The organism is Pantoea sp. E2023-21 (assembly GCF_051302795.1).
Taxonomy (GTDB): Bacteria; Pseudomonadota; Gammaproteobacteria; order Enterobacterales; family Enterobacteriaceae; genus Pantoea; species Pantoea ludwigii_A.
The window spans coordinates 3,235,274-3,249,801 of sequence record NZ_CP195344.1 but is presented as its reverse complement, the minus strand read 5'-3'; the positions used below and the strand labels follow the sequence as shown (position 1 = coordinate 3,249,801).

13 protein-coding genes are annotated in these 14,528 nt (G+C 54.3%); all 13 read right to left on the bottom strand.

The window, feature by feature from the left end; all coding sequences use genetic code 11:
- Window positions 1–55: 55 nt before the first annotated feature.
- Window positions 56–1,294, bottom strand: coding sequence for an MFS transporter (locus ACRQ84_RS15295; protein WP_483816491.1), 1,239 nt, complete (start codon window positions 1,292–1,294; stop codon window positions 56–58).
- Window positions 1,295–1,413: 119 nt separating this feature from the next.
- Window positions 1,414–2,148, bottom strand: coding sequence for a phosphate signaling complex protein PhoU (gene phoU, locus ACRQ84_RS15290; RefSeq protein WP_007893583.1), 735 nt, complete (start codon window positions 2,146–2,148; stop codon window positions 1,414–1,416).
- A gap of 14 nt (window positions 2,149–2,162) precedes the next feature.
- Window positions 2,163–2,936 carry a phosphate ABC transporter ATP-binding protein PstB gene (gene pstB / locus ACRQ84_RS15285; protein WP_007893584.1) on the bottom strand — a complete coding sequence of 258 codons (774 nt, stop codon included), beginning with the start codon at window positions 2,934–2,936 and terminating at the stop codon, window positions 2,163–2,165.
- 43 nt (window positions 2,937–2,979) lie between these two features.
- Window positions 2,980–3,867 (bottom strand): phosphate ABC transporter permease PstA, encoded by an 888-nt coding sequence (gene pstA / locus ACRQ84_RS15280; RefSeq protein WP_064738306.1) that lies wholly within the window; start codon window positions 3,865–3,867, stop codon window positions 2,980–2,982.
- A complete protein-coding gene (gene pstC, locus ACRQ84_RS15275; protein WP_483816490.1) occupies window positions 3,864–4,826 on the bottom strand; it encodes a phosphate ABC transporter permease PstC in 963 nt (320 codons plus the stop codon). Before pstC ends, pstA begins: the two co-directional genes overlap by 4 nt.
- A 74-nt stretch (window positions 4,827–4,900) precedes the next feature.
- Entirely contained in the window at window positions 4,901–5,944 is a 1,044-nt protein-coding gene (gene pstS, locus ACRQ84_RS15270) for a phosphate ABC transporter substrate-binding protein PstS (RefSeq protein WP_064738307.1), read from the bottom strand.
- A 176-nt stretch (window positions 5,945–6,120) separates the two neighbouring features.
- Entirely contained in the window at window positions 6,121–7,950 is a 1,830-nt protein-coding gene (gene glmS / locus ACRQ84_RS15265) for a glutamine--fructose-6-phosphate transaminase (isomerizing) (RefSeq protein ID WP_483816489.1), read from the bottom strand.
- A gap of 129 nt (window positions 7,951–8,079) precedes the next feature.
- Window positions 8,080–9,450 carry a bifunctional UDP-N-acetylglucosamine diphosphorylase/glucosamine-1-phosphate N-acetyltransferase GlmU gene (gene glmU, locus ACRQ84_RS15260; protein WP_483816488.1) on the bottom strand — a complete coding sequence of 457 codons (1,371 nt, stop codon included), beginning with the start codon at window positions 9,448–9,450 and terminating at the stop codon, window positions 8,080–8,082.
- A 163-nt stretch (window positions 9,451–9,613) separates the two neighbouring features.
- Entirely contained in the window at window positions 9,614–10,033 is a 420-nt protein-coding gene (locus ACRQ84_RS15255; protein WP_008106717.1) for a F0F1 ATP synthase subunit epsilon, read from the bottom strand.
- A 24-nt stretch (window positions 10,034–10,057) separates the two neighbouring features.
- Window positions 10,058–11,455, bottom strand: a complete 1,398-nt coding sequence (gene atpD / locus ACRQ84_RS15250) for a F0F1 ATP synthase subunit beta (protein ID WP_007893594.1) — start codon at window positions 11,453–11,455, stop codon at window positions 10,058–10,060.
- Between the two features lie 63 nt (window positions 11,456–11,518).
- Window positions 11,519–12,385, bottom strand: coding sequence for a F0F1 ATP synthase subunit gamma (gene atpG, locus ACRQ84_RS15245; RefSeq protein WP_007893596.1), 867 nt, complete (start codon window positions 12,383–12,385; stop codon window positions 11,519–11,521).
- Window positions 12,386–12,437: 52 nt separating this feature from the next.
- Complete coding sequence (gene atpA / locus ACRQ84_RS15240; protein ID WP_064738310.1) at window positions 12,438–13,979, bottom strand: F0F1 ATP synthase subunit alpha; 1,542 nt, start codon at window positions 13,977–13,979, stop codon at window positions 12,438–12,440.
- 14 nt (window positions 13,980–13,993) lie between these two features.
- A complete protein-coding gene (gene atpH / locus ACRQ84_RS15235; RefSeq protein ID WP_064738311.1) occupies window positions 13,994–14,527 on the bottom strand; it encodes a F0F1 ATP synthase subunit delta in 534 nt (177 codons plus the stop codon).
- Window position 14,528 lies beyond the last annotated feature (1 nt).

Genomic DNA, 14,528 nt, shown 5'->3' with positions numbered 1-14,528 from the left:
CCTACGTTCGTGCACTCTTCAATTGTAGGGTCGCCATCCATGGCGACCACCAACATTAGCCAATCGCCCCCAGCGAATCCTCGTTGCTCTGCTTCTTCGGCAGCAGGAACAGCGTGGCGGCGATATCCAGCAGATAAATCAGTGCCAGCAGCGTAATCGCGGCGGTAAAGGAGATGTTGGTCGCCAGCAAACCAATCACCAGCGGACCAAAGCCACCCACGCCGCGTCCGAGGTTGAACAACACGTTCTGCGCCGTGGCGCGGGCCTGCGTCGGGAAGGTGTCAGAAATCAGCGCGCCGTAGCCGCCAATCATGCCGTTCACAAACATCCCCATCAGCGCGCCGGTAAACAGCATCACCGTGGGATCGCGCAGCTGCGCATACACCACCACCATCACCACCGCGCCGAACTGGTACAGCAGGAAGATTTTCCAGCGTGCGAAGCGATCGGCCAGCACGCCAAACAGCCAGATACCGAATGTCATGCCGACGACCGTTACCGCCGTCCACACGCCAGATTTTGTCAGGCTGAAGCCAAAGTTGGATGACAGATAGCTCGGCATCCAGATCATCAGCCCGTAATAACCAAAGTTTTGCACTGAGCAAAGGATGAATATCCCCAGACTGGCTTTGCTGGTCGCGCGATCGGCGAACAGCAATTTACTACGCGCAGCGAAAGAGAGCTGCGGCGTTTTCTCAACGTGGCGGGTAAAGCCTTCCGGCTCGCCCATGCTGCGACGAATCACAAATGACACCAGCGCCGGTAACAAACCAACGAGAAACATCCCGCGCCAGCCAATCACGCTCAGCAGCGGCGGCGTAATAAAGGCCGCCAGCAGCACACCAAGCTGCCAGCCAATGCCCACCCACGCTGAGGCGCGGTTGCGCTTCTCTTTCGGCCAGGCTTCAGCGATCAGCGCCATGCCGATGCCGAACTCACCGCCTAATCCCACGCCCGCCAGTGTGCGATACGCCAGTAGATCCCAATAACCTTGCGCCACTGCACACAGCCCGGTGAAAACCGAGAACACTAAAATAGTGACGGTAAGAATGCGAATGCGGCCATAGCGATCGCTGAGATGACCAAACACGATGCCGCCGATCACTGCGCCGATCAGCGTCCAGGTGACCAGGGAACCGGCCTGAGAAGGATCGAGCGCCAGCGAAACGCTGATCGCTGGCAGCATAAAGCCGAGAATCAGCAGATCAAATCCGTCCATCGCGTAGCCGCTGATGGCAGCCAGCATCGCTTTTGCCGGTGTAATGGCTTGTTTTTTAGGGAGTGGGGAGGACATGCAGCAGCACCTTGCAGAAAAAAGTGCGCCAAGTATAAAGAGAGGGAATCGCCGAGAACAGACAGAATTTAAGCAGGCAGCCCGTTAACCACAGTGGCAACGGGCCGCTAAAGCATCAATCAAGAGGGTTTATTGCTGCCGTCATCGCCCGATAGCAGTTCATCCAGCTTGTCGCCGCCCACATGGCGGAAATCCTGACCTTTGACGAAATAGAAGATAATTTCGCAGATGTTCTGGCAGCGATCGCCGATACGCTCAATGGCGCGTGCGCAGAACAGCGCGGTCAACACGCTTGGGATAGTGCGCGGATCTTCCATCATGTACGTCATCAGCTGACGCACGATGCCTTCGTACTCTTTATCTACCTTCTTATCTTCGCGATAGATTTTGATGGCTTCGTTCAGATCCATGCGCGCAAATGCATCCAGCACATCATGGAGCATCTGCACGGTATGATGCCCAAGCGCTTCGAGGCTCACCAGCAGCGGCAGGTGCTGCTGGCTGAACTTCTCCAGCGCGGTGCGGCTGATTTTCTCTGCCACGTCACCAATGCGTTCCAGCTCAGAAATGGTCTTAATGATCGCCATCACCAGCCGCAAATCGCTGGCGGTGGGTTGGCGCTTAGCGATGATGCGCACGCAGGCTTCATCAATCTCCACTTCCATCATGTTGACCTTCTGGTCGCCGTCAATGACGTGACGTGCCAGCTCGCCATCCTGATTGTGCATCGCGGTGATGGCATCCATCAGCTGCTTCTCAACCATGCCACCCATGATCATCACTTGCGTGCGAATGTGCTCCAGCTCCGCATTGAACTGACCGGAGATGTGTTTGTTCAGATTTAAATTATCCATGTGCGTCTCCTGAATCAGCCGTAACGACCGGTGATGTAATCTTCGGTCTGCTTCTGTGCGGGCTTAGTGAACAAGGTATCGGTATCGCTAAACTCAATCAGCTCGCCCAGATACATAAAAGCGGTATGGTCAGAACAACGCGCGGCCTGCTGCATGTTGTGGGTAACAATCACCACGGTGTAATCCTGCTTCAGCTCGGTGATCAGCTCTTCGATACGACCGGTAGAGATAGGATCCAACGCTGAACACGGCTCATCCAGCAGCAGCACTTCCGGACGAATCGCGATGCCGCGGGCGATACACAAACGTTGCTGCTGGCCGCCGGAAAGACTGTAACCGCTCTGATGCAGCTTGTCTTTGGTTTCATTCCACAGCGCGGCTTTGGTCAGCGCCCACTGCACGCGTTCATCCATATCGGCACGCGACAGCTTTTCAAACAGACGCACGCCAAAAGCGATGTTGTCGTAGATCGACATTGGGAACGGCGTAGGCTTCTGGAACACCATGCCGACACGCGCACGCAGCAGGGCGATATCCTGATTTGAAGCCAGAATGTTATCGCCATCCAGCAGGATGTCACCTTCTGCACGCTGCTCTGGATAGAGTGAGTACATTTTGTTGAAGGTGCGCAGCAAAGTCGATTTACCGCAGCCTGAGGGGCCGATAAACGCGGTGACCTGGTTTTTAGTGATATCCAGGTTAATGTTTTTCAGCGCGTGAAACTTACCGTAATAGAAGTTCAGATTACGGACCTGAATTTTACCGGCTGATGAAGTCACGTTACTCATTCTCGTCTCTCATATGCAGCGCCGCCGAAGCCGCGCCGGGAAATTAGTGTTTGCCCTTGGCGAAAATCACACGCGCCACAATGTTCAGCAGCAGCACGCACACTGTAATAATCAGCACACCCGCCCACGCCAGGCTTTGCCACTCGGCAAATGGGCTCATGGCGAATTTAAAAATGGTGACCGGCAGGTTAGCAATCGGCTGCATCATGTCGGTGCTCCAGAACTGGTTCGACAACGCAGTAAACAGCAGCGGTGCGGTTTCACCGGCGATACGCGCCACGGCCAATAGCACACCGGTGATGATGCCGGAAACCGAGGCTTTCAGCGTAATCGCTGAAATCATCTTCCACTTCGGCGTACCCAGCGCATAAGCCGCTTCACGCATGCTATCTGGCACCAGACGCAGCATGTTTTCGGAGGTGCGAATCACAATCGGGATTTGCAGCAGCGCCAGCGCAACCACACCGGCCCAACCAGAGAAGTGCTGCATCTGCGACACCACAATGGTGTAGACGAACAGGCCGACCACAATCGACGGGGCAGACAACAGAATATCGTTGATGAAGCGAATCACTTCTGCCAGCCAGTGTTTACGGCCATATTCCGCCAGGTAAATCCCGGCCATGATGCCGAGCGGCGTTCCGATGATCGTTGACCAGAAAATCAGTAAACCGCTGCCGACCAGGGCATTCGCTAAACCGCCGCCAGCCGTATTGGGCGGCGGGGTCGATTCGGTAAACAGTGACCAGCTCAACCCATCAACACCGCGCGTGACGGTGGTGAATAAAATCCACACCAGCCAGAACAAGCCGAAGGCCATGGTCATCAGCGACAGCGTCAGGGCAATTTTGTTTTTGGTACTGCGCCACGCCTGCATTTTGCGGCGCGAGGCTTCCAGCTCAGCGCGAGCCTGCACTTCAATAACGGTCATGAACGGGCTCCTTCACTCTTCGCCAGTCGCAGGATCATCAGTTTGGAGATCGCCAGCACGATAAAGGTAATCACGAACAGAATCAGGCCCAACTCCATCAGCGCGGCGACGTGGACACCGGATTCCGCCTCGGCGAATTCGTTGGCCAGCGCGGAGGTAATGCTGTTACCGGGCATAAACAGCGAGGCGCTATCCAGCTGGTAGGTGTTACCGATGATAAAAGTCACCGCCATGGTTTCACCCAACGCGCGCCCCAGACCGAGCATGACGCCACCGATCACACCGTTTTTGGTGAAGGGCAGCACGATGCGCCAGATCACTTCCCACGTGGTACAGCCGATACCGTAAGCCGACTCTTTCATCATTACCGGCGTTTGCTCAAACACGTCACGCATTACCGAGGCGATGTAAGGAATGATCATGATGGCGAGAATCACGCCCGCCGCAAGAATACCGATACCAAAAGCCGGGCCAGAGAACAGCGTGCCGACAATCGGGATATTCGACATCACATTGCCAACCGGCGCCTGGAAATATTCGGCGAACAGCGGGGCGAAAACAAACAGGCCCCACATGCCGTAAACGATGCTGGGAATCGCTGCCAGCAATTCAATGGCGGTGCCCAGCGGGCGACGCAGCCAGCCTGGCGCCAGTTCAGTCAGGAACAGCGCAATGCCGAAGCTCACCGGCACGGCAATGATCAAGGCGATAATCGAGGTGACGAGGGTGCCGTAAATCGGTACCAGCGCACCAAATTGTTCGTTTGGCGCATCCCAGGTTTTGTTCCACAGGAAAGAGAAACCAAATTTCTGGATGCTTGGCCAGGAGGAGAAAATCAGGGAGACGATAATGCCGCCCATCAACAGCAACACGATAAGCGCAGACAGTTTGACCAGTGCGCCGAAAATCATGTCGCCTTGTTTACCGGGGGCTTTGAACGTCGGCTTAGTGGCAGCCATAGAATTCTCTGTTCTCAGGAGGATATCAGGGCGGCATTCATGACGCCGCCCATTGGAGTAGCCGGATAGGTCAGTTACTGGTACAGCGCTTTACCGGCGCTATCTTTAATGTTGGCTTTCCACGCTGCACGAATCTGGTTTGCTACGCTTTCAGGCAGCGCGGCATAATCCAGGTCAGTGGCGGTTTTGCTGCCACCTTTGTAAGCCCAGTCGAAGAACTTCAGCACTTCGCTACCTTTCTCCGCATTCGCCTGATCTTTGTAAATCAGGATGAAGGTAGTTGAGGTGATCGGCCATGCATCGTTGCCTTTCTGGAAGGTCAGATCCTGAGCGAAGGTTTTGCTCCAGTCTGCGCCTTTCGCTGCATTAGCAAAGCTCTCTTCGCTTGGTGCTACCGCTTTACCGTCGGCATCAACCAGTTTGGTGTAGGTCAGGTTGTTCTGCTTAGCGTAAGCATATTCCACGTAGCCAATTGAACCCGGCAGACGCTGCACGAAGGCGGCCACACCGTCGTTACCTTTACCGCCGAGGCCGGTTGGCCAGTTAACGGTGTTACCTTTACCGATTTTGCTGTTCCACTCTTCGTTCACTTTCGCCAGGTAGCTGGTGAAGACGAATGACGTACCGGAACCGTCAGCGCGGCGAACCACGTTGATGTTGGAATCGGGCAGTTTCACGCCTGGGTTCAGTTTAGTGATCGCCGGGTCGTTCCACTTTTTGATGGTGCCGAGGTAGATATCACCCACGGTTTTACCGTCGAGGGTTAATTCACCTGATTTCACACCTGGGATGTTAACCGCCAGCACCACACCACCGATGACGGTAGGGAACTGGAACAGGCCGTTTTTCTGCAGATCTTCTTCTTTCATTGGCGCATCAGACGCACCGAAATCGACGGTTTTAGCAATGATTTGCTTCACGCCGCCTGAAGAACCAATTCCCTGATAGTTAACTTTGCTACCGGTGGCTTGCTGGTACTCGGCTGCCCACTTGGCATAAACCGGCGCCGGGAATGTCCCGCCTGCGCCAGTCAGATCGGTTGCTGCAAAAGCAGATACCGCGCTTACGGCGAAGGTGGCGGCGAGGATTCGGGCTACGGTGCTACGCATCAGTGTCATGTTCCCTCCAGGGGATTCAAAAAAATCAGGCTCAATGCCTTTTTAGTAGGAGTTAGTGATTGCTGCTGGAGGGAAAATAGGACAGTTTGATGACAGTGAAATGTACGAAATATGACAGTTATATGACAGTGCGCAGAAATGAAGCGGGCCCATTGCGGGCCCACTCTTGTGACTGATTATTCAACGGTAACTGATTTCGCCAGGTTACGCGGTTGGTCAACGTCAGTGCCTTTGATCAACGCCACGTGATAAGAAAGCAGTTGCAGCGGCACCGTATAGAAGATCGGTGCTATCACCTCTTCTACGTGCGGCAGAGAGATGATTTTCATGCCATCGCTGTCGCTGAAACCGGCATCCTGATCGGCAAACACGTACAGCAAACCGCCGCGCGCGCGCACCTCTTCAATATTGGATTTCAGCTTCTCGAGCAGTTCATTGTTTGGCGCGACTACAATCACTGGCATATCGGCATCGATCAGCGCCAGCGGGCCGTGCTTCAGCTCGCCCGCCGCATAGGCTTCTGCGTGGATATAGGAAATCTCTTTCAGCTTCAGCGCGCCTTCCATAGCGATCGGATACTGATCGCCACGGCCAAGGAACAGCGCGTGATGTTTATCCGAGAAACCTTCCGCCAGATTTTCGATCACTTTATCCTGCGCCAGCATCTGCTCGATGCGGCTTGGCAGCGCCTGCAATCCGTGCACAATTTCGTGCTCGGTTTCGGCTTTCATGCCGTGCAGACGACCGAGTTTCGCCACCAGCATCAGTAATACCGCGAGCTGCGTGGTGAAGGCTTTGGTTGAAGCAACGCCAATTTCAGTGCCGGCTTTGGTCATCAGCGCCAAATCAGACTCACGCACCAGCGATGAACCGGCCACGTTACAGATCGCCAGCGAACCGAGATAACCCAGTTCTTTCGACAGACGCAGCGCCGCCAACGTATCGGCGGTTTCCCCGGATTGTGACAGCGTGATCAGCAGGCTATTTTTGCGCACCGCTGATTTGCGATAGCGAAATTCAGAGGCGATTTCCACATCACAGGGAATGTTGGCCAGCGATTCGAACCAGTAACGCGATACCATGCCGGAGTTGTATGACGTGCCGCAGGCGATGATCTGAATATGCTCGACCTGACCCAGCAGCTTTTCAGCATCCGGACCCAGCTCGCTGAGATCGACTTCGCCGTGATTAAAACGACCGGTTAAGGTGTTTTTAATCGCGTTTGGCTGCTCGTAAATCTCTTTCTGCATGTAGTGACGATAAATGCCTTTATCACCGGCATCGTACTGTGCGGTCGATTCGATTTCGGCGCGCTTAGCCGTTTTACCGTTACGATCGATAATGGTGACTTCGCGGCGGGTGATTTCGGCAATATCGCCCTCTTCCAGATAGATGAAGCGACGCGTCACCGGCAGCAAGGCCAGCTGATCGGAAGCAATAAAGTTTTCACCCACGCCACGGCCAATCACCAGCGGGCTGCCGGAACGGGCTGCCACCAGCAGTGAAGGATCGCGGCTGTCCATGATCACCATGCCATACGCACCGCGCAGCTGCGGGATGACGCGCAACACCACTTCTCGCAGCGTGCCGCCCTGCTTCTGCTCCCAATGCACCAGATGCGCCACCACTTCGGTGTCGGTTTCTGAGGCAAAGCGGTAGCCGCGCTCAAGCAACTGCGCGCGCAGCGGCTCATGGTTCTCGATAATGCCGTTGTGCACAATGATAATGTGCTCAGAAATATGCGGATGCGCATTGGCCTCTGACGGCTCACCGTGTGTCGCCCAACGCGTGTGAGCGATGCCCGTGCCGCCAATCAGCGGCTGTTGTTCTGCTGCTTCCGCCAGGTTTTGCACTTTGCCCAGACGACGCAGGCGCGTCATGTGGCCTTGACGATCGACCACCGCCAGACCGGCGGAGTCATAACCGCGATATTCAAGACGACGCAAACCTTCCAGCAGAATTTCTGCGATATCACGCTGCGCTACTGCACCAACAATTCCACACATAGTAATTTCCTGACTTCATGGCTTTCGGCCATTGCGTTGTCATACGACCTGATTTCCCCGAGCCTTGTAGAGAGTGGGGATATTTTTTATGGCACTGCTAACAGGCCGATCGTTGTCGGCCTTTAAAATTTATTTCTTCTTCGCCGGACGCTGCCAGCCAGACTTTTGATTCTGCTCTTTACGGTTATAGACCAGGTCAGCAGCTGTCACATCTTTCATTATGGTGGTGCCAGCCGCAATGGTGGCACCGCTCGCCACGCTGACAGGTGCCACCAGCTGGGTGTCCGAACCAATAAACACGTTGTCGCCGATGATGGTTTTGGACTTGTTGGCACCATCGTAGTTACAGGTAATGGTGCCTGCGCCAATATTTACGCCCGCGCCAATTTCCGCATCGCCAAGATAAGAGAGATGGCCAGCTTTAGAGCCTTTGCCGAGCGTGGCTTTCTTCATTTCTACGAAATTGCCAACATGCGCTTCTTCCGCTAATTCGCTGCCCGGGCGCAGACGTGCAAAAGGTCCAACCGTACAGGCGGCGGCTAACGTGGCATCTTCGATCACCGAGTAAGGGCTGATTTCACAGTCGTCAGCAATCACGCTGTTTTTAATGATGCAGCCTGCACCGATTTTGACGCGGTTGCCGAGCGTAACCTTACCTTCGATGATCACGTTGGTGTCGATCTCAACATCGCGGCCATGTTGCAGTGAACCGCGCAGATCGAAACGCGCCGGATCGCGCAGCATCACTCCTGCAAGCAACAGTTTTTCTGCCTGCTCGCTTTGGTAAACACGCTCCAGCGTTGCCAGCTGCAGGCGGTTGTTGACGCCGTCGGTTTCGCTGATGCGCGCCGGATGCACCGCATTGATCACGCGGCCTTCGTGGTGTGCCATGGCGATGATATCGGTGATATAGAATTCGCCTTGCGCATTATTGTTATTGAGCTGCGCCAGCCAGCGCTTGAGATCGCCGCCATTGGCAATCAGGATGCCGGTATTAATCTCCTGAATTTTCAGCTGTTCTGGCGAAGCATCTTTCTGCTCAACAATGCCGGTCACCGTGCCGTTTTCACGCACGATACGTCCGTAGCCGGTTGGATTATCCAGAACCACGGTGAGTAAGCCAATGCCACCCGCCGGTTTCGCGTCGCGCAGACGTTGCAAGCTGGCCTGCGAGATCAGCGGCACATCGCCGTACAACATCAGAATATCTTCGTCATCGGCAAAGAAGGGCGCGGCCTGCTGCATCGCGTGGCCGGTGCCGAGCTGTTCTGCCTGCAACACCCAGTTGAGTGCGTTATCCGCTAACGTCGACTTGAGTAAATCTCCGCCGTGACCATAAACCAGATGGATCTGCTGTGCGCCCAAACCGGTTGCGGCATCAATCACATGTTGGACCATGGGTTTACCTGCAAGGGTGTGCAGCACTTTGGGCAGGTCGGAATACATTCGGGTGCCTTTGCCAGCGGCCAGGATCACCACACTCATCGCGTTCGTAGACATATCTATCCTGATTCTCTTCAACTTTCGAAAGTGTAAGGTTTAGCCCTGAGATTACTACATTTTTCTCGGGTCGAAATTAGCGGAGGTAAGCGCATGGCGGCAAAATTCAGGCAAAAAAAATGCCAACCCAAAGGGCTGGCATTTCGTGACGCATAAAGCCTGATTACATCGCTTTTTTGGTCAGCTCGATGACACGCAGTTTCGCGATGGCTTTCGCCAGTTCCGCAGAAGCCTGAGCATAATCCACGTCGCCGTGGCTGCTGTTCATGTGCTCTTCTGCTTTACGTTTCGCTTCCAGCGCGCGCGCTTCGTCGAGGTCTTCACCGCGAATCGCGGTGTCGGCCAGAACGGTGGTGCTGCCAGGCTGAACTTCCAGCACGCCGCCAGAGAGGTAAATAAACTCCTCTTCGCCGTGCTGTTTCACGATGTGAATCATACCAGGCTTGATGGCTGTCAGCAGCGGGGCGTGGCCAGGACGAATACCCAGCTCACCTTCGCTACCTGACACCTGGATGCGCTCGACCAGACCGGAGAACATTTGTTGCTCCGCGCTGACCACGTCCAGATGATAAGTCATAGCCATACCATTCCTCCTGGGAAACCTAAATTACAGTTTCTTCGCTTTTTCTACGGCTTCTTCGATAGCGCCGACCATGTAGAACGCCTGCTCTGGCAGGTGGTCGAATTCGCCTTCCATGATGCCTTTGAAGCCACGGATGGTGTCTTTCAGCGTGACGTACTTACCTGGAGAACCGGTGAAGACTTCAGCAACGAAGAACGGCTGCGACAGGAAGCGCTGAATCTTACGCGCACGTGCCACCAACAGTTTGTCTTCTTCAGACAGCTCGTCCATACCAAGGATGGCGATGATGTCTTTCAGTTCCTGGTAACGCTGCAGCAGAGACTGCACGCCACGCGCAACGTCATAGTGCTCCTGACCCACGATCAGTGGATCCAGCTGACGGCTGGTTGAATCCAGCGGGTCAACGGCTGGGTAGATACCCAGAGAGGCGATCTGACGGCTCAGCGTAACGGTTGAGTCTAAGTGAGCAAAGGTGGTTGCTGGTGACGGGTCAGTCAAGTCATCCGCAGGAACGTAAACGGCCTGTACAGAGGTGATTGAACCGGTCTTGGTGGAGGTAATACGCTCCTGCAACACACCCATCTCTTCTGCCAGCGTCGGCTGATAACCTACCGCAGATGGCATACGACCCAGCAGTGCTGATACTTCAGTACCGGCCAGGGTGTAACGATAGATGTTGTCGATGAACAGCAGAACGTCACGGCCTTCATCACGGAATTTTTCCGCCATGGTCAAACCGGTCAGTGCTACGCGCAGACGGTTACCCGGCGGCTCGTTCATCTGGCCATACACCAGCGCTACTTTATCGATAACGTTGGAGTCAGTCATTTCGTGGTAGAAGTCGTTACCCTCACGAGTACGCTCACCCACGCCAGCAAAGACCGAATAACCTGAGTGCTCAGCCGCGATGTTACGGATCAGCTCCATCATGTTTACGGTTTTACCTACACCCGCACCACCGAACAGACCGACTTTACCGCCCTTCGCGAACGGACACATCAGGTCGATAACCTTGATGCCGGTTTCCAGCAGTTCCTGCGAGTTAGACTGATCTTCATAAGAAGGTGCTGCGCGGTGAATAGAGGAAACCTCTAATGCGCTGCCGTCGTCATTCTGCAGGTCGCCTTTCATGTCGATTGGCTCACCCAATACGTTCATGATACGGCCGAGGGTTGCTTTACCAACCGGAACCTGGATAGGTTTTTTCAGGTCAGTGACTTCCAGACCGCGCTTCAGGCCGTCAGAAGTACCCATGGCGATGGTACGAACCACGCCACCACCCAGCTGCTGCTGAACTTCCAGCACCAGACGAGCATCACCATTTTTCACCTCGAGAGCGCTGTATACCTGCGGTACCGCGTCCTGAGGGAATTCGACGTCAACTACGGCGCCGATAATCTGGACAATCTTTCCAGCTGCCATCTTGAATCCTCTACCTAATACGAAAATACCCAGCCGCGCTCGCGCGACAGGATATATGCCTGGTTAAACCGCGGAGGCTCCCGAGACGATCTCGGTAAGTTCCTGGGTGATGCTGGCCTGACGAGCTTTGTTGTAAACCAACTGCAGCTCTTTGATCAGGTTTCCGCCGTTATCGGTTGCAGCTTTCATCGCAACCATACGTGCGGCCTGCTCACTGGCCAGGTTTTCCACCACACCCTGATAAACCTGCGATTCGACATAACGGCGCAGCAGGGTATCCAGCAGCGCTTTCGGATCGGGTTCGTACAGGTAATCCCAGGTCTTCGCCTTCATCTCTTCTTCACCTTCCGCTGGCGGTAACGGCAGCAGTTGGGTAATGGTCGGAGTCTGAGACATGGTGTTATTAAACTTGTTGGCAACGATATACAGCTTGTCGATGCGACCTTCATCATAGGCCTGCAACATCACTTTTACCGGGCCAATCAAATCAGACAGTGCAGGCTTATCGCCCATACCGGTGACCTGAGCCACAATGTTGCCACCTACAGAGCCGAAGAATGAATTGCCTTTCGAACCGATAACGGCCAGATCGCTCTGTACGCCTTTATCTGCCCAGCCTTTCATATCTGCCAGCAATTTTTTGAACAGGTTAATGTTCAAACCACCACAAAGCCCGCGGTCAGTCGAAACGACCAGGTAGCCGACGCGCTTAACGTCACGCTCATCCAGGTAAGGGTGCTTGTATTCCAGATTACCCAGTGCAAGGTGACCAATCACTTTGCGCATGGTATCTGCATACGGACGGCTGGCCGCCATGCGTTCCTGCGTTTTACGCATTTTGGAGGCGGCGACCATTTCCATCGCTTTGGTGATCTTCTGCGTATTTTTTACGCTTCCGATCTTACTACGTATTTCTTTTGCGCCGGCCATTAGCTTCTCCTCAAAGCCTTGCGGCCTGCCTTTTCAGACAAGCCGCCAGACATTACCAGGACTGGGTTGCTTTAAACGTTTCGAGGAGGCCTTTCAGCTTCTCTTCGATTTCGTTATTGAAGTTACCCGCTTGGTTGATTTCAGCCATCAGCTCAGCGTGATCGCGATCCGCGAACGCCAGCAGAGCGGCTTCGAAGCTGCCGACTTTCGCCAGTTCAACATCGTTCAGATAGCCGCGCTCAGCAGCAAACAGCACCAGACCCTGTTGCGCGACTGACATCGGCGCATACTGTTTCTGTTTCAGCAACTCGGTCACTTTCTGACCGTGGCTCAGCTGTTTACGCGTTGCATCGTCCAGATCGGAAGCGAACTGAGAGAACGCAGCCAGTTCACGATACTGTGCCAGCGCGGTACGAATACCACCGGACAGTTTCTTGATGATCTTGGTCTGTGCAGCACCACCAACACGGGATACAGAGATACCCGGGTTAACGGCTGGACGAATACCGGAGTTGAACAGGTTAGATTCCAGGAAGATCTGACCATCAGTAATCGAGATTACGTTGGTCGGAACGAACGCAGAAACGTCACCCGCCTGAGTTTCGATGATTGGCAGCGCGGTCAATGAACCGGTCTGGCCTTTCACTTCACCGTTGGTGAAGCGCTCAACGTAGTCAGCGCTAACGCGTGATGCACGCTCCAGCAGACGAGAGTGGAGATAGAACACGTCGCCAGGGAATGCTTCACGACCTGGTGGACGGCGCAGCAGCAGAGAAATCTGACGATAAGCAACAGCCTGCTTAGACAGGTCATCGTACACGATCAGTGCGTCTTCACCGCGGTCACGGAAGTACTCACCCATCGCACAACCGGCGTACGGTGACAGGTACTGCAGTGCTGCAGATTCAGAAGCAGAAGCCACAACGACGATGGTGTTAGCCAGCGCGCCATGCTCTTCCAGTTTGCGAACCACGTTAGAAATGGTTGACGCTTTCTGACCAATCGCAACGTAGACACATTTGATGCCTGAATCACGCTGGTTGATGATGGCGTCGATTGCCATTGCAGTTTTACCGGTCTGACGGTCACCGATGATCAGCTCACGCTGGCCACGGCCGATTGGAATCATCGCATCGACAGATTTGTAACCGGTCTGAACAGGCTGGTCTACTGACTGACGGTCGATAACACCCGGTGCGATCACTTCAACAGGCGAGAAGCCGTCGTTGTCAATTGCGCCTTTACCGTCGATCGGAGCACCCAAGGTGTTCACTACACGACCCAGCAGGCCACGGCCAACTGGAACTTCTAAAATACGACCCGTACATTTCACTTTCATGCCTTCCGCGAGGTCAGCATACGGGCCCATCACTACTGCACCAACCGAGTCACGCTCGAGGTTCAGTGCGATAGCGTAACGGTTGCCCGGCAGGGCAATCATCTCACCCTGCATAACATCGGCCAGGCCGTGTACGCGGATGATACCGTCACTTACAGAAACAATAGTACCTTCGTTGTGAGCTTCACTCACGACATTGAACTGAGCAATGCGCTGCTTGATCAGTTCGCTGATTTCGGTGGAATTCAGTTGCATATGCTCCAGTCCCCTTAAGACTGCAAGACGTCTGCCAGACGATCAAGACGGCCGCGTACGCTGCCATCAATGACCAGGTCACCCGCACGGATAACCACACCTGCCATTACAGACTTATCAATTTTGCAATTCAGCTTAACTTTACGTGACAGACGTTTTTCCATCGCGGCGCTGATTTTAGCCAGCTGACTGTCACTCAGCGTGCTGGCAGAAATCACATCAACTTCGGCTGTCGCTTCATAAGCGTCACGCAGTTGAATGTACTGAGCCAGTACGGCTGGAAGCGCTGTCAAACGTCCGTTTTCGGCCATTACCTTAATCAGGTTCTGGGCGTTTTCATCAAGTTGATCGCCACAAACTGCAATGAAAGAAGCAGACAAAGCTTCCGGTGCAAGCGCACCGGAAAGAAGATCTGCGATCTGTTCGTTGCGAGCCACTTCTGCGGCAAACGCCAGCATTGATTGCCAGCGATCGATGCTTTGATGCTCAACAGCAAAGTCAAAAGCTGCTTTGGCGTAGGGGCGAGCTACAGTAATCAGATCAGACATC

Bases quoted from the DNA above. Each gene is read 5' to 3' on its own strand.
- ACRQ84_RS15295 (WP_483816491.1), bottom strand. From the start codon at position 1,294: ATGTCCTCCCCACTCCCTAAAAAACAAGCCATTACACCGGCAAAAGCG.
- atpH (WP_064738311.1), bottom strand. From the start codon at position 14,527: ATGTCTGATCTGATTACTGTAGCTCGCCCCTACGCCAAAGCAGCTTTT.
- pstC (WP_483816490.1), bottom strand. From the start codon at position 4,826: ATGGCTGCCACTAAGCCGACGTTCAAAGCCCCCGGTAAACAAGGCGAC.
- atpG (WP_007893596.1), bottom strand. From the start codon at position 12,385: ATGGCCGGCGCAAAAGAAATACGTAGTAAGATCGGAAGCGTAAAAAAT.
- pstB (WP_007893584.1), bottom strand. From the start codon at position 2,936: ATGAGTAACGTGACTTCATCAGCCGGTAAAATTCAGGTCCGTAATCTG.
- glmS (WP_483816489.1), bottom strand. From the start codon at position 7,950: ATGTGTGGAATTGTTGGTGCAGTAGCGCAGCGTGATATCGCAGAAATT.
- atpA (WP_064738310.1), bottom strand. From the start codon at position 13,979: ATGCAACTGAATTCCACCGAAATCAGCGAACTGATCAAGCAGCGCATT.
- phoU (WP_007893583.1), bottom strand. From the start codon at position 2,148: ATGGATAATTTAAATCTGAACAAACACATCTCCGGTCAGTTCAATGCG.
- atpD (WP_007893594.1), bottom strand. From the start codon at position 11,455: ATGGCAGCTGGAAAGATTGTCCAGATTATCGGCGCCGTAGTTGACGTC.
- pstA (WP_064738306.1), bottom strand. From the start codon at position 3,867: ATGACCGTTATTGAAGTGCAGGCTCGCGCTGAGCTGGAAGCCTCGCGC.
- glmU (WP_483816488.1), bottom strand. From the start codon at position 9,450: ATGTCTACGAACGCGATGAGTGTGGTGATCCTGGCCGCTGGCAAAGGC.
- pstS (WP_064738307.1), bottom strand. From the start codon at position 5,944: ATGACACTGATGCGTAGCACCGTAGCCCGAATCCTCGCCGCCACCTTC.
- ACRQ84_RS15255 (WP_008106717.1), bottom strand. From the start codon at position 10,033: ATGGCTATGACTTATCATCTGGACGTGGTCAGCGCGGAGCAACAAATG.